Raw genomic sequence first — 20069 nt, forward strand, 5'->3', positions numbered from 1 at the left:
GTCAGCCTCGAACTTTCTTGATCAGCCCGGTGGTGGAACGGCCTTCAACCGTGGGCAGGATGGCAACCTCACCGCCGTTTTCCTGAACAAAGTCCGCGCCGACGATGGTGTCGATGGAGTAGTCGCCGCCTTTGGCGAGCACCTGCGGATTCACCCGTTTGATGAGTTGCTCGGGGGTGTCGTTCTCCACAGTGTTGTCACCGAAGGGGATGACCCAGTCCACGCAAGCCAGGGCGGATAGCACTTCCATCCGGTCTTCCAGCGAGTTTACCGGGCGTTCTTCGCCTTTAAGGCGACGCACGGAAGCATCGGAGTTTAACCCCACGACCAGCCGGTCACCGAGAGCCCTAGCCTGCGCCAGGTAACGCACATGGCCGGCGTGCAGGATATCGAAGCAGCCGTTGGTAAAGACAATCCGCTCGCCCTGTTGGCGGGCGTAGTCAATGTGCAGCAGGCTCTGCTCGACGCTGGGGTGGTAGCCGCTGGTCTTGGCCGACCACTGATGGCTGGCGCGGGCCGCCAGTTCCTCCGGGGAAACGGTTGCGGCGCCTAGTTTGGCCACCACGATGCCGGCCGCAAGGTTGGACAGCCAGGCCGCGTCTTTCAGATCAAACCCGGCACTCAGCAGGGTGCCCAGGGTGGCGATCACGGTGTCACCGGCACCGGTGACGTCACTCACTTCCAGGACTTCCGCCGGGAAATGGTGGTGCTCCGTCGGGGTGATCAGGCTCATGCCTTGCTCGCTGCGGGTCAGCAGCATGGTATCGATGCCCGCGTCGGTCAGCATGGCGCGGGCCGAGCTCAGCATGGCGTCATCTGAGGAGGCATCTCCGCCGGCGGCCTTGAACTCACTCAGATTCGGGGTAATGACAGTTGCGCCACGATACAGGGAGAAGTCTTTGCTTTTCGGGTCCACCAGCACTTGCTTGCCGGCCTTTCGCGCAGCCTGGATCAAGTCGCCAACACAGGCGAGGGTGCCTTTGGCGTAGTCGCTGATGATGACCGTGTTGTATTGCTCGATCAGTTCGGCATAGCGTTGCTTGACACTCTCGGCCTGTGCGACGGGGAAGGTGTCTTCCATGTCCAGCCGAACCATCTGTTGATGGCGGGAAATGATTCGCGTCTTGGAGATGGTGCGGGCGTCGTCCAGCTCCAGCAGTTCGGAGTGGACTTTCTCCTTAATAAGGAGGTCTTTCAGCAAACGACCGTCTGTGTCGTTGCCGATGATGCCAAGAATGGCAGCTTGGCCGTCGAGGTGGGCAATGTTCCTGGCAACGTTGGCGGCACCACCGGCACGGTCTTCGGTGTGGGCAACGCGCACCACCGGCACCGGCGCCTCTGGTGATATGCGGTTGGTGTCGCCAATGAAGTAGCGGTCAAGCATCACATCGCCGATCACCAGAACAGAAGCATTCTGAAGCTGGTCCAGCCGGGCCAGGTCAAGCATCAGTCAAGGCCTCCGGACAGCACCACCTCATCCATCGCTTCACACAGCCAGTGGCCGATGAACATATGGGCCTCCTGGATACGGGCGGTTTCGTCGCTACGAATAATAATAGATAGCTTCGCGATGTCTCTGACTTTGCCTCCGTCCCGGCCGGTAAGGGCAACGGTTGCTGCGCCCAGGTCGTTTGCGGCTTTCAGGGCACGGTTGATGTTCTCGCTCTGGCCGGAGGTGGTCAGGCCGATCACCAGGTCTTCCGGCTTGCCCAGCCCCAGAACTTGCCGCTCGAATACGGTCTCGAATTCGTAGTCGTTCGGGTGTGCCGTCAGAATGGAGGTGTCTGTGGTCAGGGCGATGGATGCCAGGGGGCCGCGCTCTTTTTTATAGCGGACCATGAACTCGGCTGCCAAATGCTGCGAATCTGCGGCACTGCCACCGTTGCCCAGAAAGATGATCTTGCCGCCCCGTTTCAGGCTTTGGCGCGTCAGCTCCAACAGTTGCTCGACGGCTTCCTGGTGTTCTTCCATCACGGCAAAAGTTTTGCGGTGCCGTTCCAGGGTGGCGAGGTAACTGCTTGGCTGGGACATGTGAGCCTCCGGTATGAACAATCCCAAAGTCGACCCGGTGCGGCAGCACCAGTTCCAATCGCGAAGTGTATCATGGCCGCAACAGGCGTCCCATATGCTTTTTCACAGGCTAACCGCCCGTTAATCCAGTGTTCATCATGCTTCTGGCCGATGGCCGCTCGGGCTCTGGTTGTTTTAGGCAGGTACAAAAGAGGTTAGTATTATGGCTGAACACAGTGGCCATCTTCTGGCCTGTCCGCACAGAAATTTCAGGAGCCTTACCATGATTGTCGTCACTGGCGGTGCCGGTTTCATTGGAGCCAACATTATTCACGCCCTTAACCTGCGTGGCGAAACCGATATTCTGGTGGTGGACGATCTGACCGACGGTACCCGTTTCCGGAATCTGGCGGAGCTAGATGTCACGGACTACATGGACAAAGGTGAGTTTCTGGAACGGGTGAAAGCCAACGATTTGCCCATGGGTATCCGTGCCGTGTTCCATGAAGGTGCCTGCTCAGACACCACCGAGTGGGACGGCAAGTTCATGATGGAGAACAACTACACCTACTCCAAGGTGTTGTTGCACTGGTGCCTTGATCGCAAGGTGCCGTTCCTCTACGCGTCCAGCGCGGCGGTCTACGGTGCCAGTGACGAATTCCGTGAAGAGCGGGAGTGCGAGCGGCCGCTGAACGTTTACGGTTATTCCAAGTGGCAGTTTGACCAGTATGTGCGCAAGATTCTGCCCTCCGCCCGCAGCCAGATTGTTGGTTTCCGCTACTTCAACGTGTACGGCCCCAGGGAGCAGCACAAGGGCAAGATGGCTTCGGTTGCCTATCACCTGCACGAGCAGATCAAGGCCGGCCAGAACCCCAAGCTGTTCGAGGGGTGGGATGGTTACTCTGATGGTGGTCAGCAGCGGGATTTCGTTTACGTGGATGATGTCTGCAAGGTTAACCTCTGGTTCTACGACAACCCCGAACAGTCCGGCATTTTCAACCTGGGTACAGGGCGCGCCCAGTCGTTTCTGGATGTGGCTCAGGCTGTTATCCGCTACCACGGCAAGGGCAGTGTTGAGTTCATTCCCTTCCCGGATGAGCTGAAAGGGCGCTATCAGAGCTTTACCCAGGCCGATATTACCGCTTTGCGTGATGTTGGCTACACCGCTGAGTTTGCTGATGTGGCCAGTGGTGTTGAGAGCTATCTGGCCTGGCTGGACCGATGAAATACCTGGTGGTAGGGCCGTCCTGGGTGGGTGACATGGTCATGGCCCAGGCGCTGTTCATGTCCCTCAAACAACAGGACCCGCAAGCAGAAATCGACGTGCTGGCTCCCGGGTGGTCGCTCCCGATCATCGCGCGTATGCCTGAGGTCAACACAGGCATCGCGGCACCCTGGAAAAGTGGTCAGCTGGCCCTGAAGGCTCAGTGGCGACTGGCCAGAATGCTAAAAGGGTATGATAAAGCCATTGTCCTGCCGCGTTCGTTCAAGTCCTCTTTGATCCCTTTCTTTGCAGGCATTCCCGAGAGGGTTGGTTTCAGTGGGGAAGGACGCTCGATTCTGCTGACCGATGCCCGGCGCAGACACCCGACTCGAGACGGCTCTACCATCACTGACAAAACCGTGTGGCGTTACATGGGGCTTGGGGCCAGCAAGGCGGATTACGAAACCTATCAGTTTGATGTGCCACAACCGTCACTGACGATTAACAAGACAAACCTGAACGACGTGATGGGCAAGCTGGGCCTGGACCCGGAACGCCCCGCCATTGCCATCTGCCCTGGTGCGGAGTTCGGCCCAGCAAAGCAGTGGCCTCTTGAAAGCCACCGGGCGCTCGCCGAAAAACTGGTACAGCAGGGTTTTCAAGTATGGGTTATGGGCGGTCCGAAAGATGTGGAGCCGGGTGACCAGATTGCCAATGGTCAGAAAGGCGTGTTCAATCTTTGTGGCAAAACCCGCCTGGAAGATACCGTGGACCTGTTCAGTCATTGCCGCAAAGTGGTCAGTCACGATTCCGGCTTGATGCACGTGGCCGCCGCTTCTGGTGCTGATGTGGTTGCCATCTACGGTTCCACCAGCCCGGATTTCACGCCTCCGCTGACGGATAAGGCGACGATTGTCCGGCATCCGGTGGAGTGTAGTCCCTGCTTTGAGCGGACCTGCCGTTTTGGTCATTACAATTGCTTGACCGGTATTTCCGTGCAGCGGGTTCTGGAGGCTTGCCAGTGAAACTCAGCGCGGTACTGATCACTAAGAACGCAGGGCCTGAGTTTGCCAAATGCCTGGAGAGTCTGGCTTTTGCCGATGAGATTGTAGTGCTGGACTCTGGTTCGACGGACGATACGCTGGCCGTCGCCGAGCGATTCAGGGCGCGCATTTTCAAATCGGACGACTGGCCAGGCTTTGGTCCGCAGCGTCAGAGGGCCCAAAGCCACGCACAGGGCGAGTGGTTGTTCTGGATCGATACCGACGAAGTGGTCACCCCTGAGCTGGCCTCCTCCATTCAGCACGCCATCGAGCAGGCAAGGGCGAAGCAGGTGTTTCAGGTAAAGCGGTTGTCGTGGTTTTTTGGCCGCTTTATCCGGCACTCCGGCTGGTATCCCGATAAAGTGGTTCGGTTATACCGCCGCGAAGAATACCGGTATGACGATGCGTTGGTGCACGAAAAGGTGCACTGTCCGGATGCCAGCGTGGAAACGCTTGAAGGGGATCTTCTGCACTATACTGCCACTAATTTCCCGGAGTATATGGCGAAATCCGTTCGCTATGCTGAGGATTGGGCCGAAGGGCGGGCCCGCCGCGGCAAGACAGCATCCCTGCTCTCTGCATGCATCCACGGCGTTGGCGCCTTTGTCCGAAAGTATCTGCTTCAAAGAGGGTTTCTGGACGGCCGGCATGGGTTTTTGTTGGCCGTCACCACCGCCATTTATGCCTTTAACAAATACGCAGCGCTCTGGATTAAAACTCGCCGTTGACGGTTTCGTTCAGCACCTTCAAAAGGGCTTCAGACGACTGCTGTACATGAAAGTGCGAGGCGATTCTTTTTTGGGCGCTTTGACCCATATTGGTGCATAGCTCTGGGGATTCATGTAGCCGCTGAATGCCTGCAGCAATTTCTTCAGCGCTACCGGGCGTTACGCGTATGCCGGATACACCATCTTCAATGAGCTCTGCACTCCCTCCGGTATCGCTGACGATCGGTGCAACGCCATAGGCCATAGCTTCAATCACCGTTTTTGGAAGCCCCTCCCGTTTGGTTGAAGCCAGCACGGATACCTGGCAGGACGCAATGATGGCCGGCGCGTCTTTTCTAAATCCAGTCAGGTGAATTCTGTCGGCCATCGGGCTGGCCTGGATTAGAGTCTGAACCTCTGGATTGTCCATTCCCCGGCCCACGAGCAATAGGTGGATGTTGCTGTCCGCGGGTAAAAGGTGTGTGGCTTTCAGCAGAATTGGCAGTCCTTTTCTGGGGCGGATATTTGCCACCGACCCAACCACAAAGGCGCCATCCGGTACGCCGAATTGTTTGAGGTCTACCGGAGTATCCTGGTACCAGTCGAGATCGTGGCCTTTATAGACCGTACAAACTTTGTCTTTGTTGCCCCAGACGTGCTTTTGTAGGTCATCGCGGGTTGCTTTGGAAACGCAGATAATTCGATCCACCCGTGGGCTTAAGTGGGTCAGGTAGCCACTTGGGTCCCAGCGGCTGATATTGCCGGTTTGGCCTCGATAGGTCATAACTTTGACTGGCAGGCCGATTGCCGCAAGGTTGGTGTTAGCGATGGCTTTGTTGTTAAAGCAGTACACGGCGTCAAACTTGCCTTCGATCAGGAGGTGACGAATTCGACGAATGGCTTCAGGCTCTATTTTCTTTCGGGGATGGAAACCGTGTACCTTGATGCCGTTTTCTTCAAATCGGGAGCGGTACTCCGCATCCGGTTGTGTCATCAGCTCAACTTCGACACCCAATTTTGCCAGCCCGATCAGCATTTCGGCTTCTGGCCGAACAGAGTTCCAGGTATCTACATAGGAGCTGATTACAAGTAGCTTCACAGTGTTATGTCCTTTTCATGGTCGATCTCTTACACTGCCGCCATTAAAACATCGACGGGGCCGAGTTGGTATGCACATTTGCCACGTAAATCTGGCCGGAGGTTTTTCCGGTGGTGAGCGACAGACCGTAAACCTGATTCGGGAGCTGGCGAAGCGTGGCATTCAGCAATCGCTGGTGGCCCGGCCGGGGAGTCGTCTATGGGCTGAGCTGGAAAGCATCCAATCGCTCGGTAGGCGAGAGACTGCACATTTTCTGCTGGGCCACGGCAAGGGGGATTGGGACCTCGTTCATTGCCACGACGGTAAATCAGTCTACTGGGCCTGGATCGAGTCCCGCCTGCGTAGAACGCCTTACGTCGTCACACGGCGAGTCGATAATCCCATCGGAACCGGGCGCCTGACGTCTGCGGCCTATGGCGGAGCCGCGACCGTCGTCTGCCTGAGTTCGGCCATTGAATCAGTTGTACAACAGCGACTGGGCCGCGTGGACACTGTCATCATTCCCTCGAGTTTCTCAGGCTTTCCCGCCGCACCAGACGCCGTCGAAGCTATCCGGCAGCAGTATCCCGCCAAACGCCTGGTTGGCCAAGTGGGGCGCCTCCTGAAGCACAAGGGTTATCACATCACGATTGAGGCAGCGCGTTTGCTGGGCAGCCTCAGGCCAGACGTGCAGTTCATTTTCCTGGGAGAAGGGCCAGATGAACAGTGGCTCAAGTCCCAGGCACAGGGTTTGCCCAACGTCAGTTTTCTGGGGCATAAAGATAACGTCGGGGATTGGTTGGCAGCTCTGGATGTCTTCGTGTTCCCCTCACTCTCCGAGGGGCTTGGCTCAACGATTCTTGAGGCCATGCAACATCGTGTGCCGGTGGTTGGGGCCAAAGCCGGAGGCATTCCTGATCTGATCTCCGATAAAGCGAATGGTCTTCTGGTATCTCCGGGTGACCCGGAGGCTTTGGCTTCGGCGATTCAGTTTATCCTCGATAGCCCTGAGCAGGCCGCCGCTTTCGCAGACGCTGCCCAGGCTGGATTAACAGCGTTCAGCCCTGCGTCGGTAGCGGAGCGTTACCTGGGACTCTACTCCGCAACCTTGCAATCCTAAGGTAGTTCCTGGCAGCCGGGCGGTTAGTCGCAAATCTGCCCGGGCTTATAAGGATTCGGGTTCCCCGGCGGCCGGTGCCGCATACGTTTGTACTCCCACTGGTACTGTTCAGGGGCCATTCGTACCACCTTTTCCACGGATTGATTCAATGCGGTGGCGCCGGCCACTGCATCATCGGCACCAATGCCAGGCTCCGCCGGAGTGACCAGAATCTTGAAGCCTTCGCCGTTGGGCAGGCGCTCGGCGTAGGTCACCAGAACATTGGCCCCGGTTTTCTGTACCAACTTGCCGACCAGGGTCATGGTCATCACGTCCATGCCAAAAAAGGGCGCGTAGGCGTTGGTTTTGCCCCGGGGAGACTGGTCGGGAAGAATGCCGGCTACGCCACCTTCCTTCAAAATGCCCATCAGGCGCATCAGGCCTTTACGGTCGCCGCGTACCAGTTCGGAGCCCAGGCGCCCCCTCACCCGAATCATGTAATCTTCGAATTCCTTGATGTGCGGAGGGCTATATAGCGCGGCCATCTTATAGCGGGAAGAGAAAAACAGGCCGGCCAGCTCCCAGTTGCCAAGGTGGGGCGCGAGCAAGATCAATCCTTTGCCGGTCGCCAGGGCCTCATCAACCAGCTCCAGGCCTTCCGTTTCCTTGATCAACCCAAGGCACTTATCTACGGGCCACTCCCACATCAGCGGAATTTCCAGGGCCGTCATGCCGGTGTGGGCCAGGGAGTCTCTGGAAAGGTCCCTGCGCTGCTCTTCGGTGAGTTCCGGCAGGCAGATGTCCAGATTGATGTCGGTGATCTTCTTTGGCCTGCCGCCCAGTTTCCAGGCCAGGAGCCCCAGCCATTTGCCGATGAACTGTGCGGCTCCCAGGGGTAAATAGCTAACCATCCGCAACAGGCCGGCAATCAGGTAATACTTGAATTTGCTCATGATCTGCCGTACCGGTCCTCGAATCGTACAATATCGTCTTCGCCCAGATAGGATCCGGACTGCACTTCAATCAGTTCCAGATCAATAACGCCGGGGTTTTCAAGGCAATGGATCTGGCCGACCGGTATGTAAGTGGACTGGTTCTCGGTCACCAGGTACGACTCCTCGCCATTGGTTACCTTTGCGGTGCCGCTGACGACAATCCAGTGTTCTGCCCGGTGGTGGTGCATCTGGACAGACAGCTTGGCGCCGGGCTTCACGGTGATGCGTTTCACCTGGTAGCGGTGGCCATTATCGATGGAATCATATACACCCCAGGGCCGGTAGACTTCCCGGTGATTCATGTGCTCGTGTCGACCATCATTCTTGATGCGTTCAACCACCTTTTTGACATCCTGGACCTGATCTTTATGGGCGACCAGCAAGGCGTCTTTGGTTTCAATGATCACCAGATCTTTCACGCCAACCGTGGCCACAAGGCGGCTGTCTGCCCGGACCAGAGTGCTCTCTGTGTTATGGGCAATGACATCACCGCTGAATGCGTTTCCGCAGCTGTCTTTCTCGGAAACTTCCCACAAGGCGGACCAGGAGCCGATATCGCTCCAGCCGGCATCGAGCGCTACCACGGCGGCGTTATCGGTCTTTTCCATCACGGCGTAATCGATGGAATCTTCCGGGCACTCGGCGAATACGCTTTCATTCACGCGGGTGAAGTGCAGATCCTCGCTGGCGTCGTCCAGCGCTGCCTGGCAGATCGCAAGAATGTCCGGGCGGTGTTTCTGCAGTTCCTGAAGGTAGGTGCGGGCGCCGAACAGGAACATGCCACTGTTCCAGAGGTAATCACCGGATGCGAGGTATTCTTCCGCGGTAGTCTGGTCGGGCTTCTCTACAAACCGGCTAACGCTGAAGCTGTCGTCCGCCAATTTCGGGCCTTGCTGGATGTAGCCGTAACCGGTTTCCGCATGGCCGGGTACTATGCCGAAGGTCACCAGCTTGTCCTGCTGAGCCAGGGGTATGGCTTTCTGGATGCCGCTCTGGAACGCAGCGATATCTTTGATCAGGTGGTCTGCGGCCAGAACCAGCATCAGCGGGTTCTGGTTTTCATCGATGTTCTTGACCAGTTGCAGGGCTGCCAGAGCGATGGCCGGTGCCGTGTTGCGTCCACAAGGCTCCAGAATAATTCGGGCATCTTTGTAGCCCGCCTGGCGCATTTGCTCAGCCGCCAGAAAACGGTGGTCTTCATTGCAGATCAGGAGTGGATCGGCGGATTCCATACCATCCAGCCGCGCCACGGTCAGCTGCAGCATGGATAGATGTTGGTCCGTCAGTTTCAGGAACTGCTTGGGGTTCAGTTGCCTGGATAACGGCCAAAGGCGAGAGCCGGTGCCTCCGGCCATAATGACGGGGTGAATCATGTGCGCGCTCCAGGGTGTTGAATTGTTGCCAATTCGGCTAAGAATCACTGACACTATATGTTAACACGCAGATCTTAACGGTTTTATCTTAGGCGTTGGAAATCTTCCCAGGATAGACCTTCGCCGTTTTGTTCCCAGGCCAGTCGTTTTCTGAACCTGTCGATCTTTCTATCTATGTAATGTGAACTCCAGCCCGGTAGCGGCGCCAGCGCCTGGGGGATCGTTGGCGCCCCGAGACCATCCACCAGAAACAATTGAGTGCGGCCAATCCGATCCGTGACGACCAGGTTATGAGGGAGCAGGTTTCTGGTGAGTATTCGGGTTTGTTTCAGCCAGTCGAGAAATTCTCTGATGCCTGTTTCCAGTTCCGGTGTCAGGCCATGGTCTTGCATCAGTGTTTCGAGCGTTGGCGCAACATTGCCATCAGCACAACGAATCAGTTCGCTTTCATTGGCCTCGCCAAGGGAAGTTTGCACGCTTCCATAGAACCTTGGCAGATGCGACCAGACAAGATCTTCGCGACCTTTAGCGAGCAGTTCTCGTATGGCACGCTGATTGTGCGCGATGATCTCCTGGGTGTTATCGTTGAGCCGATTGGTTCCTAAAAGCTGCTTGAGGCGTGATTGCCTTTGGGTGCGGGCTGCAATATTTTCGGGGCGAACGATCTTCAGGCAGCGGGCTGAATCTAACGGGTGTTCGTAACACAGGCGATTGTAGCCCTGCGCGAACGGCAACTTGTCAGACAGGTCTAGCATGGTTTCATTAGTTGAGGCGAGAGAGTGAATCGGGCAATAGCATACGGGGATTGCAACACAGAAGGGCTTAAAGGTGAATGTTTCCCTTTATGGCCACAGATTGTTTGTGAGTCGGAAGCGCTTGAGCTGACCAATTGCGGACACACTATGAGCACGACTCGTGAACTGCTTGAGTACAATCGTGCTTTCCCCGCGTCACAGTACGCTGTTGCTTTTGTCCAGTATGGTCTGGTGGACTCCTGGCTAACGTTTCGCGGGGCACCCTATGTGCTTTATTACCCTGATTTCCCCTTGCGTAAACTGGCCAGAAAGCTGGTTAAGAAGCTCAAGAAACTGGCGCGTGTATGGCAGCTGCAAAAGCGTTTGGGGGCTGTTGAACAGGTACCGTTATCAGAATACGTGGATAACCTTCATCAGGTGATTGTATCGGCGCCCAAGACCCGTTTTATTCTTGTTGCAACGGCGCCCAACCTGGATGAGCCACGCAACCCAAGGATCAAAGTCTACAACGAAGCATTAGCGAGGATTGCGGAATCCCACGATAATGTGATGTACGTGGATGTTTATGAGGATATCTGGGCGCATCGCGACCTCACTCTCATGGAGGACGGTACTCACCTGACAGCCGCAGGGCATGAACGGATTGCGGCGAAGATTATTAGTGTATTGAAACAAGGTTAGCGATAGCTCTCTGATAGACATTCAGCGTTTGGCTAGCCATGCTGGAAAGCGATAGTTGATCAGCAGCAAATGCTTGTGCTTCTGCCTGCTCGGCGACCAATGTTGAAGTGTCTTGGCTTAGATAAGCAGCAAACCGCTTTGGGTCTTCACCACGAAAGATGTGTTTTTCAGGCAAGATTTCGTTGGCTATCGGTACGTCGGTTGAAATGACGGGCTTACCGAGCAAGAGCGCTTCTGCACACACATAAGAAAACCCTTCTCTTTCAGAGCTGATCACCACCCCATCTGCCGCAGCCATCAGTGCGGGAACGTCTGAGCGGAAGCCAAGCAACTTCACCGTCTCAGACTGATGGGTTGAGCTGATGAGATCCGCAAGTCGCTGCCGCTCAGGCCCGTCACCCGCTATGAGCAGGGTTCCCGGGCAATACTGAAAGGTTCTGATGAGAAAGTCGAAGCCTTTGACCGACACCAATCTGCCCACGGCCAGCCAAACCGGCCGTTCTGTTTCCTTGGGAAGCAGGGCTGGCGCCTGAGGAATAACCGATACGCCATTGTAGATGACCGTAACGCCCGGTTGGGCGATGTCCGTTGCAAGGGCCTGACTGACGGCGATCAGTTGGTGAAACGCAGCGGCTTTAGGGTAGCGCGACTTGAAGCCGTGAATGGTCGCTACTCGCATCAGGCTTCTCGTAAAAGGTGTCAGCCGCTGAAGAACGAAGGCCGCTTTCGTGCCCTGTGCATGAATAACATCGAAACCGTTGGCTCTGATTAGACGAAGGACGGTGAGCAGTAAAAAGGGAGAGTTGCGTGAGCCACCTGTATCCAATGCTCGCGTTTTTACCGCTGGTTCAAGGTCCGAGAGATGCTGTGATGCAGCCGCCAACGTCACCGTGTGCCCCAGTCGTGCCAGTTCGCTGGAGAGTTCACGGGCGTGTTTTTCCATGCCGCCGGTATCTGGATTGTCCGAGAGCATCAGCATCAGAATATTCACGGGGTGAGATCCTGCCGCGCTGCCATCAGTTTTTGATAGATGGCGAGCGTGGCCTCCGTCTGCGCCCGCAACAAAAACCGCTCTGGCAACTCAATCTCCGGCCGGGGCTTATCCAGCAGTCCCAGCACGGCACTGGCAAACGCCCCGGTATCATCTGGTGTCACCAGTCCATCCCGGAAGCAGGCCTGCAGGGTTTCTGCGGCGCCGCCACGGTTGTAGGCCACCACCGGTGTGCCGGACGCCAGGGCTTCGGTTACTGTCCGCCCGAACGGCTCAGGCTTGGTGGACATATGGCACACCACATCGGCCAGCAGGTACAGGTTGGTCATGTCGTTGCGCTGGCCCAGGAAGGTGACCTTGTCGGTCAGGCCCAGGCGGCTGCGTTCTTTTTCCAGCTCTTGCAGAAATCTTTCCTTACCGGGCTCTGCGCCGCCAACGATGATGCCGTGACAGTCCGGCCGTTGGCGTACGATTCTGGCCATGGCTTCCATGAAATGCAGCTGGCCTTTCCAGCGGGAAATCCGGCCGGGCATCATGATGATCTTCTTGCCAGCCAGTTGTGGAAAGCGCGATAGCAGGATATCCAGCCACTGGTCGTTGATGGCGCGGTTACGGAAGGCGTCGATGTTTACGCCGCGCTGGATTACTGTCAGTTTGTTTTCCGGAACAGGAAAGTTTTCCAGTACGTAGTCCCGGACACAATTGGAAACCGCTATCACCTGGTCTGCCCTGGCCATGATGGCGCTGTACGGATTGACGGAATACATGCCGTGGAAGGTCGAGACTATGGCCGGGTGTTCGTTCCGTGGCAGTGTTTTCAGGGCCAGGTGAATAATCCATGCGGGCATCCTGGAGCGCACGTGCACAATATCCGGCTTGAGCTCTTGCAGCAGTTTGCGCATCGGCAAAACCTGCCCGAACGAGGCGGGTGTTTTACGGTGAATGGGCATGTGGATATGAGTCGAGCCCTGGCCGCGAACCTGTTCGGCCATTGGTCCACCGTTGGAGACCACGAATGACTGATGGCCGCGTTTGACCAGCTCGGCGGCGAATTCCACTGTGCCTCTTTCCACGCCACCGCTATAGAGCGCAGGAAGAGCCTGGAGAATCTTCATTGTCTGGCCTCCTTTCCTGATTTTTGAAAAGCAGCCAAATAGTTAGCCGCCACCCATCGGGCGGCCCGGTCGGCTTCCCAGAGTCGTTCATGCCTTTCTGCTTGTTCGGCCATCACGCTGGCATGGTCTGCCCAGTGGGCAATCAACCCCCGCTCTGTCAGGCGTTTTACGCCGTTCGCCACGCGGCTGTTGGCACGCGCATTCAGGTTCAGCAGGCCGGTGGGCACGCCGGAAGTGGCGGCTTCGCACACCATGGAAATGCTGTCCGGCGTTACCCACACTGCGCGGGAAGCAGCGAGCTGGTGGCTGAGCCAGTCGTCGTGGGTACGGGTGTGATGCACTACGGAGATTTTCGGGCTCTGCAATTCGGCCAGTCGCTCGCTGGTCGTTTCCGGCGTGCGACGGGAATCGGTGATGGTCCAGCGCCACTGAGGGTAGCGGGCTATCAGGTCGCTTATCTGATTCAGAATGGCATCTTCGTCCCAATCGAAATGTTCCGAACGCCCACCCACCAGGATCAGGGCTTCCGGTTTGCTGGTCAGCCGGGCGAGGGGTGTGATGGTGTTGATCACGCCTTCGGTGTGCAGGATATTGTTAGCAGGCTTTACCTCATCATGGGCCGGGATAATCGCGCCATCTACCCAGCCCAGTGGGAAGGCCGGTTTCATCAATATCAGGGTTTTGGCCTTGCCCAGGCGCCGAAGTGCCAGCAATAAACGGTGAGTACCGGTGCCTGCGGCCACGATCAGGGCCGGTTTGGGCAGTGCTGTATCCATGGCTGGGGCCACACCCAGCAGGGCTCGCCACAGAGGTACCGGGTATTCTTCGGCACTGATCCAGTAGAGCGCCGCGCCGGTCAGCACCCGCAGGCGATTGCCCAGCCCCTTGAGTTGGTTTTTGTGGCCGGGCTTGTTGTCTGTCAGCAGCCAGACAACCGGTGCTTGCGAGTGATTGCTCACGAGTTAGTCCTTGCGCTTTCGCCCGTAGAAACCAGGGTCATCCCTGTCTGGGCGGGTCTTGAAGCGGCGGTGCATCCAGAGGTACTGATCTGGGGCCTTTCGGATTTCCCTTTCAATGATGGCATTGATGCGGGTGGCATCTTCCTGATCGTCGCCGCTCGGAAAGTTATCCAAAGCCGGATGAAAGTATATGTCGTAACCAGGTTTGCCATCCCGGCGGAAATGGCTGAACGGAACAACTTTGCAGCCGCTGCGTTCGGCGATTCGCGACGTGGCGGTAATGGTGCCGGCGGGGATGCCGAAAAACGGCGCGAACACGATATCCTTACGGCCGTAATCCTGATCGGTAGCATACCAGACCGCCCGGTTTTTCTTCAGACTGCGAAACAGGCCCCGGAGGTCCCGGGCGCCCAGCACGGTGCCGTAGCGGCGTTCCCTGGCTCTTGTCATTACCGCGTTCATCAGCGGGTTGTTATGATCCCGCTGCATGACATCTGCTTCGATGAACTGTGTAACCAGGCTGCCGCCCAGGTCCAGGGTGCTGTAATGCCCTCCCAGTAATAAGACGCCTTTGCCGCCAGCCAGGGCCTGTTCGAAATGCTCAAGGCCATGGACTTGTGTGATGCCCGTGAGCCTGGCTGGGTCACGAAACCAGGCAATACCTATCTCCAGCAAGCCAATCCCGTTGGCGATAAAGGCATTGCGAACCAGCGCGGCCTGTTGCTGCTGGTTCAGCTCCGGGAAACACAGGCGAATATTCACTTCGGCAATATGGCGCCGGCTTTTCGCCAGCCGCCAGGCCAGCAGGCCAGCAATCTTGCCCAGCCACCATTGCAGGCGCAGCGGCAACTGGGCCACTAGCCACATCGCGGCTATGCCAAGCCAGGTTGGCCACCATCGTGGATGGCGGTAGGCGGAATAGTCTGTGTTTCGTGGTAGTTTGCGGTACTTCTTCTTCAAAATCGTGAATCCTGCATCGACAAACGGTTTTCCGGGGGGCAAGATGCCCGTCCAGAGAAAAATTGGCCCTATGATAACGCACTGTTTTGCCGGGAGTCCTGCGTGTTCCAGTTTATCTATTCCCAGCTGATTCGCCTTGCGCTGCCGTTCATACTGATCCGGTTGTGGTGGCAAGGGCGTAAAGCGCCCGCGCTGCGGCGTGACTGCCAGCATCGCCTGGGTTGGGTGCCCGAAATCTCTGGCCCGGTTATCTGGGTGCATGCGGTGTCTGTGGGTGAAACCATTGCCGCTGGCCCTTTGGTCAGGCGTCTGCTTGCCAGAAATCTCGGCGCAACCATCCTGATGACGGCCATGACCGATACCGGGTTGGCCCAGGCCCGCAAGATGTTCGGTGACAGGGTAACCTATGCGTATGCCCCCTACGATACGCCTGGCGCCATCCGTCGTTTTCTGGACCGCATCAATCCCAGGATTCTCGTTATTCTCGAAACTGAAATCTGGCCCAATATGATCCGCCAATGCCGCCGGAGGAGAGTTCCGGTTTTCCTGATAAATGCGCGCTTGTCCGAGCGTTCTGCCCGTGGTTACGAACGGGTCAAAGGGCTGGCCGCGCCGATCATGAAAAGCATTACCTGGGTGGCGGCGCAGGCCGACCGGGATGCTGACCGGTTTCGGCGCATTGGCGTTGCCGCCTCCCACGTTGAGGTTACTGGTAGTGTGAAGTTTGATGTCGATATACCGGATGATGTGCGTGCGGCTTCCCGTGCCTTGCGTGAGGAGCTTGGGGGTCGCCCGGTCTGGATTGCCGGCAGCACGCACTCCGGAGAAGACCAGCAGTTGCTTGACGCTCATCAGGGAATACTTCAGCAACATCCTGAGGCTTTGCTGATTATTGTGCCCAGGCATCCGGATCGCTTTGACTTGGTTGCCGAGCTGGCGGAGAAAGAGGGATTTTCTGTTGCCCGTCGTTCGACCGGTGATGACCCTGCTCAGGCCCAAGTCTATCTGGGCGACACCATGGGCGAGCTGATGATGCTCTACGGTGCCAGTGATATTGCCTTTGTCGGAGGCTCGTTGATCGAACGGGGCGGGCATAATCCGCTGGAGCCGGCAGCCTGGGGAATACCGGTTTTTTCAGGTCCCCACGTATTCAACTTTGAAACCATTTTTGAACACTTGCTGACGGATGGCGGTGTTCAGGTAATAGACGGGGCGGATGCTTTGGCCACGGCGATCAGCAAGTTGATGGCTGATAAAGAGGAGTGTCGGGCCTACGGAGAGCGTGCATTGAGTGTCGTTCAGAAAAACCGTGGCGCCCTTGATAAGGTTGTCGAAGGCATTATTGAACGCCTGTAACCCCGGGCATCGCGGGTGATGCCCGGGGCTCTCCTTTTCAGGATTACTGAGTAGGGTCGTCCAGTGTCCGGTCTTCTTCTGCCATGGCTTCTATGCCGCGGGCACCTTCACTCAGCCAGTTGTTCAGATCCACCAGATCCTGGGGGCTCAGGGTTCCGGCTGCCTGTTTCAGTTGCAGGGTATTGATCACGTAGTCATACCGTGCATTTGCGTAATCCCGAAGGGCAACGTAGTACGCCCGCTCGGCATCCAGCACTTCCACAATGTTGCGGGTACCAACGTCATAACCGGCCCGGGTGGCATCCAGTGCGCTGCGACGGGAGATGATGGTCTGTTCCAGGGCCGATGCCGTTTCCACGTTGTTGTTCACGGTGAGGAACAGGCTGCGGGTGTTCACCTGCACATCGCGACGGACGGTGTTCAGATCCTGCTCGGCTGCGGTAACCAGAGAGCGTTGTTGGCGCACGCCGGCTTGAGTGCCGCCGCCCATGTAGAGGGGCACGTTCAGCTCGAGGCCAATAACCCCCTGGGTTCCCTCCTGCTGCGGGTTCCGGGCTCCGTCCAACTCAGACTCGCCGTAGGAGGCTACCAGATCCACTGTTGGCAGATGGCCGGATTTGGCAACTTTAAGATTAGCCTCGCTGGCGTTCAGTTGGGACAGGGCCGCTTGAATAGACCAGTTCTGGTCCAGAGCGGTTGTCTCCCAGGCATTCGGGTTCATGGGTTCAGGTCGACCGAGCGGGAAATTCTCGCGCAGGTTTTCCAGGTCTTCAGCATATTCGCCGGTCAGTCGCGCCAGCTGCTCGCGGGCGACATTCAACTGGTTTTCTGCAGCAATGCGCTGGCTCTTGCTGTCGTCATAGCTGGCGCGGGCCTCGTACACTTCGGTGATGGCGATCAGGCCGACATCGAAGCGTTCCTGCGCCTGTTCATACTGGCGCTGGATTGCTGCTTCAGTCGCGCGAGCTGTTGCAACGGTATCCTGAGCGCGCAGGACATTAAAATAGGCGGTTGCAACATCCAGAATCAGTTGTTGCTGGGCCAGGTTGTACTGGGCCTGGGCGGCTTCGGTCTGGAACTGGCTGGCGTCGTAGCGGAACCAGTTGTCGGCGCGGAAAACCGGTTGCGACAGTTGAACGCCGTAGTTGAATGACTTGTAGCTGTCTCCCGGGCCGTTCTCAGCGTCGAAATCTGTGTGGTTGGCCTCGGCAAACGCGCCAACCTGCGGTAACAGGGTGCTCTTGCTCACATCGCTGGCCGCTTGTTGGGCCTGAAACTGTGCCAAGGCTGAGGCGATGCCGGAGTCGTATGACAGTGCCTGCTCGTAGGCCTCCACAAGATCCAGAGAGAAAGCGGGCTGGGCGGCCAGCAGGGTGATCAAACCTGGAAGTAAACGTTTCTTCATTATTGCTCCTGAAAACTATCTCCGGGCATCCGTGATCTGGACACAGGTATCGGCAGGTCAACGTGTAGAGCGCGGGTTTATCCCGATAGTGACCCAAAGGTATTGGTGGCCCATTATGGACAATAATCGTTCCCGTCTCTACACTTGAAAAGTTCACTCATTTTGTGAGCAAAACAGAATATTTATCGCGTCTTGACGGGGTGCTGATTCGCCTGAACCAGGCGATCGGCTGAGATTGCAACGCAGAACCCGCGACCTGATCCGGATAATACCGGCGTAGGGATTAAGGCCAGATGAACCGCGACACCATGCCTGTAGGGCTATTTGTCGCAACTCCGTCATACGCGACCCGATACCACAAGACCATCCGGGAGCAGATCATGACGGACTTACCAGCATACCTCAGCGACTCCGCAAAAGTAGACTCCGCAGCAATCAAACCATTACCAAGCTCACGAAAAATATACGTGCAGGGTAGCCGAGCCGATCTCCGCGTGCCTATGCGGGAAATTACTGTGGGTGACACCCCCACCGAAATGGGCGGGGAAAAGAATCCTCCGGTGGTTGTCTACGACACCTCCGGGCCCTATTCAGACCCGGAAGCCAGCATCGATCTGCGCAAGGGGCTGCCGCCGGTGCGCGCTGCATGGATTGCCGAACGCGGCGATGTCGAACAACTGGAAGGGTATACCTCTGAGTTTACCCGCCGGCGTATGAAAGATCCGACTCTGGATCCGCTCCGGTTTATGGACGAGCGCAAACCCCTGCGTGCCAAACCCGGCAACAATGTGTCCCAGATGCATTACGCCCGGCAGGGCATTGTTACGCCGGAAATGGAGTACATTGCCATCCGGGAGAACATGAAGCTGCAGGAAGCCCGAGAGAATGGATTGCTGGCCGAGCAGCACCCCGGCCAGTCATTCGGCGCCAACCTGCCGAAAGAAATTACCCCGGAGTTCGTCCGCGACGAAGTGGCCCGTGGCCGCGCCATCATTCCAGCCAATATCAACCACCCGGAAATCGAACCGATGATCATCGGCCGCAACTTCCTGGTGAAGATCAACGGCAACATCGGCAACTCGGCTGTGACCTCCTCCATTGAAGAGGAAGTGGAAAAGCTTACCTGGGGCATTCGCTGGGGAGCGGATACCATCATGGATCTGTCCACCGGCAAGAACATTCACGAAACCCGGGAATGGATCATTCGCAACTCCCCGGTTCCCATCGGCACCGTGCCCATCTACCAGGCCCTGGAAAAAGTCGGCGGCGTGGCCGAAGACCTGACCTGGGAAATCTTCCGCGACACCTTGATTGAACAGGCGGAGCAGGGCGTGGATTACTTCACCATCCATGCCGGCGTACGCCTGCACCACGTGCCACTGACCGCCAAACGCACCACGGGCATCGTGTCCCGGGGCGGCTCGATCATGGCCAAGTGGTGCCTGGCTCACCACAAGGAAAGTTTCCTGTACGAGCACTTTGAAGACATCTGCGAAATCATGAAGGCCTACGATGTCTCCTTCAGCCTCGGTGACGGCCTACGCCCGGGTTCCATTGCCGATGCCAACGACGCGGCACAATTTGGCGAGCTGGAAACCCTGGGAGAACTCACCAAAATTGCCTGGAAGCACGACGTCCAGTGCATGATCGAAGGCCCCGGCCACGTGCCCATGCACCTGATCAAAGAAAACATGGATAAGCAGCTGGAATGCTGTGCCGAAGCGCCGTTCTATACGCTCGGACCGCTGATCACCGATATTGCCCCAGGCTATGACCACATCACGTCTGGCATCGGGGCGGCGATGATCGGTTGGTATGGCTGCGCCATGCTTTGCTACGTCACCCCGAAAGAGCATCTGGGCTTGCCCAACAAAGATGACGTAAAAACCGGCATCATCACCTACAAAATCGCTGCCCATGCTGCCGATCTCGCCAAAGGCCACCCAGGCGCCCAGATCCGCGATAACGCCCTGTCCAAGGCCCGCTTCGAGTTCCGCTGGGAAGACCAGTTCAACCTGGGGCTGGACCCGGATACTGCCCGCGCCTACCACGACGAAACCCTTCCCAAGGAATCGGCCAAGGTGGCGCATTTCTGTTCCATGTGTGGCCCCAAGTTCTGCTCCATGAAAATCTCCCAGGAGGTCCGGGATTACGCGGCAGAGCACGGTATCGATGAGGTGTCGGCGATTGATGCCGGTATGCAGGCGAAATCACGGGAGTTTGTGGAATCGGGCAGCAAGATTTACGACAAGATCTGACCCGCATTCACTTGGTTCCATGATGGCGTGAATCCGAGCCTGGTGGGGTGTTAACTTGCACCCCGCCGTGGCTCCGGCTA

At 57.2% G+C, this 20069-nt stretch carries 18 protein-coding genes and 1 riboswitch; of the genes, 7 read left to right on the forward strand and 11 right to left on the reverse strand.

The genetic code is table 11. The features are described 5' to 3' along the window. Position 1: 1 nt before the first annotated feature. Positions 2-1450: a bifunctional D-glycero-beta-D-manno-heptose-7-phosphate kinase/D-glycero-beta-D-manno-heptose 1-phosphate adenylyltransferase HldE gene (hldE, locus tag Q669_RS09480; protein ID WP_396627806.1), complete on the reverse strand. Its 1449-nt coding sequence runs from the start codon at positions 1448-1450 to the stop codon at positions 2-4. Continuing rightward, complete coding sequence (locus tag Q669_RS09485) at positions 1447-2031, reverse strand: SIS domain-containing protein (RefSeq protein ID WP_022992058.1); 585 nt, start codon at positions 2029-2031, stop codon at positions 1447-1449. The genes hldE and Q669_RS09485 overlap by 4 nt, the downstream gene beginning before the upstream one ends. Before the next feature lie 262 nt (positions 2032-2293). Between Q669_RS09485 and rfaD the strand changes: the two genes are divergently transcribed. From rfaD to Q669_RS09500, 3 genes are read left to right on the forward strand one after another with little or no spacing between them, the layout of a single operon-like run. Beyond that, positions 2294-3235: an ADP-glyceromanno-heptose 6-epimerase gene (rfaD, locus tag Q669_RS09490; protein ID WP_011784307.1), complete on the forward strand. Its 942-nt coding sequence runs from the start codon at positions 2294-2296 to the stop codon at positions 3233-3235. Beyond that, the gene (gene waaF, locus Q669_RS09495; RefSeq protein WP_011784308.1) at positions 3232-4239 is read left to right on the forward strand and encodes a lipopolysaccharide heptosyltransferase II; all 1008 of its coding nucleotides are present in this window, start codon (positions 3232-3234) and stop codon (positions 4237-4239) included. Before rfaD ends, waaF begins: the two co-directional genes overlap by 4 nt. Beyond that, complete coding sequence (locus Q669_RS09500; protein ID WP_011784309.1) at positions 4236-4985, forward strand: glycosyltransferase family 2 protein; 750 nt, start codon at positions 4236-4238, stop codon at positions 4983-4985. Before waaF ends, Q669_RS09500 begins: the two co-directional genes overlap by 4 nt. Here the strand turns inward: Q669_RS09500 and Q669_RS09505 are convergent. Beyond that, positions 4969-6063, reverse strand: a complete 1095-nt coding sequence (locus Q669_RS09505; RefSeq protein WP_022992059.1) for a glycosyltransferase family 4 protein — start codon at positions 6061-6063, stop codon at positions 4969-4971. The two genes, Q669_RS09500 and Q669_RS09505, sit on opposite strands and share 17 nt — an antisense overlap. A gap of 70 nt (positions 6064-6133) precedes the next feature. On the opposite strand from Q669_RS09505, the gene Q669_RS09510 reads away from it, so the two are divergent. Further along, positions 6134-7162, forward strand: coding sequence for a glycosyltransferase family 4 protein (locus Q669_RS09510; protein ID WP_022992060.1), 1029 nt, complete (start codon positions 6134-6136; stop codon positions 7160-7162). A gap of 23 nt (positions 7163-7185) precedes the next feature. Here the strand turns inward: Q669_RS09510 and Q669_RS09515 are convergent, their stop codons facing one another. The 3 genes from Q669_RS09515 to Q669_RS09525 form a co-directional block, all read right to left on the reverse strand. Then, positions 7186-8094: a lysophospholipid acyltransferase family protein gene (locus Q669_RS09515; protein ID WP_011784312.1), complete on the reverse strand. Its 909-nt coding sequence runs from the start codon at positions 8092-8094 to the stop codon at positions 7186-7188. Beyond that, entirely contained in the window at positions 8091-9509 is a 1419-nt protein-coding gene (locus Q669_RS09520; RefSeq protein WP_011784313.1) for a mannose-1-phosphate guanylyltransferase/mannose-6-phosphate isomerase, read from the reverse strand. The genes Q669_RS09515 and Q669_RS09520 overlap by 4 nt, the downstream gene beginning before the upstream one ends. Positions 9510-9592: 83 nt before the next feature. Beyond that, positions 9593-10264 carry a YrbL family protein gene (locus Q669_RS09525; RefSeq protein ID WP_011784314.1) on the reverse strand — a complete coding sequence of 224 codons (672 nt, stop codon included), beginning with the start codon at positions 10262-10264 and terminating at the stop codon, positions 9593-9595. Between the two features lie 24 nt (positions 10265-10288). On the opposite strand from Q669_RS09525, the gene Q669_RS09530 reads away from it, so the two are divergent. Beyond that, on the forward strand, positions 10289-10945 hold the full coding sequence (locus tag Q669_RS09530; RefSeq protein ID WP_011784315.1) for an SGNH/GDSL hydrolase family protein: 657 nt from the start codon (positions 10289-10291) through the stop codon (positions 10943-10945). Here Q669_RS09530 and Q669_RS09535 read toward each other — a convergent pair. From Q669_RS09535 to lpxL, 4 genes are read right to left on the reverse strand one after another with little or no spacing between them, the layout of a single operon-like run. Further along, positions 10923-11936 (reverse strand): glycosyltransferase, encoded by a 1014-nt coding sequence (locus tag Q669_RS09535; RefSeq protein ID WP_011784316.1) that lies wholly within the window; start codon positions 11934-11936, stop codon positions 10923-10925. The genes Q669_RS09530 and Q669_RS09535 overlap by 23 nt on opposite strands. Beyond that, the gene (locus Q669_RS09540; RefSeq protein WP_011784317.1) at positions 11933-13051 is read right to left on the reverse strand and encodes a glycosyltransferase family 4 protein; all 1119 of its coding nucleotides are present in this window, start codon (positions 13049-13051) and stop codon (positions 11933-11935) included. The genes Q669_RS09535 and Q669_RS09540 overlap by 4 nt, the downstream gene beginning before the upstream one ends. Further along, the gene (locus Q669_RS09545) at positions 13048-14010 is read right to left on the reverse strand and encodes a mitochondrial fission ELM1 family protein (protein ID WP_011784318.1); all 963 of its coding nucleotides are present in this window, start codon (positions 14008-14010) and stop codon (positions 13048-13050) included. The genes Q669_RS09540 and Q669_RS09545 overlap by 4 nt, the downstream gene beginning before the upstream one ends. Positions 14011-14013: 3 nt before the next feature. After that, positions 14014-14970, reverse strand: coding sequence for an LpxL/LpxP family Kdo(2)-lipid IV(A) lauroyl/palmitoleoyl acyltransferase (lpxL, locus tag Q669_RS09550; protein ID WP_011784319.1), 957 nt, complete (start codon positions 14968-14970; stop codon positions 14014-14016). Between the two features lie 102 nt (positions 14971-15072). Between lpxL and waaA the strand changes: the two genes are divergently transcribed. Further along, positions 15073-16326, forward strand: a complete 1254-nt coding sequence (waaA, locus tag Q669_RS09555) for a lipid IV(A) 3-deoxy-D-manno-octulosonic acid transferase (protein ID WP_011784320.1) — start codon at positions 15073-15075, stop codon at positions 16324-16326. A 43-nt stretch (positions 16327-16369) separates the two neighbouring features. Here the strand turns inward: waaA and Q669_RS09560 are convergent, their stop codons facing one another. Beyond that, a complete protein-coding gene (locus tag Q669_RS09560) occupies positions 16370-17731 on the reverse strand; it encodes a TolC family outer membrane protein (RefSeq protein WP_011784321.1) in 1362 nt (453 codons plus the stop codon). A 186-nt stretch (positions 17732-17917) separates the two neighbouring features. After that, positions 17918-18031, forward strand: a riboswitch (TPP riboswitch). An 80-nt stretch (positions 18032-18111) separates the two neighbouring features. Here Q669_RS09560 and thiC point away from each other — a divergent pair. Continuing rightward, on the forward strand, positions 18112-19989 hold the full coding sequence (gene thiC / locus Q669_RS09565; protein ID WP_036149321.1) for a phosphomethylpyrimidine synthase ThiC: 1878 nt from the start codon (positions 18112-18114) through the stop codon (positions 19987-19989). Positions 19990-20069: the final 80 nt, after the last annotated feature.

Source organism: Marinobacter sp. C1S70 (assembly GCF_000475355.1).
Lineage (GTDB): Bacteria > Pseudomonadota > Gammaproteobacteria > Pseudomonadales > Oleiphilaceae > Marinobacter > Marinobacter nauticus.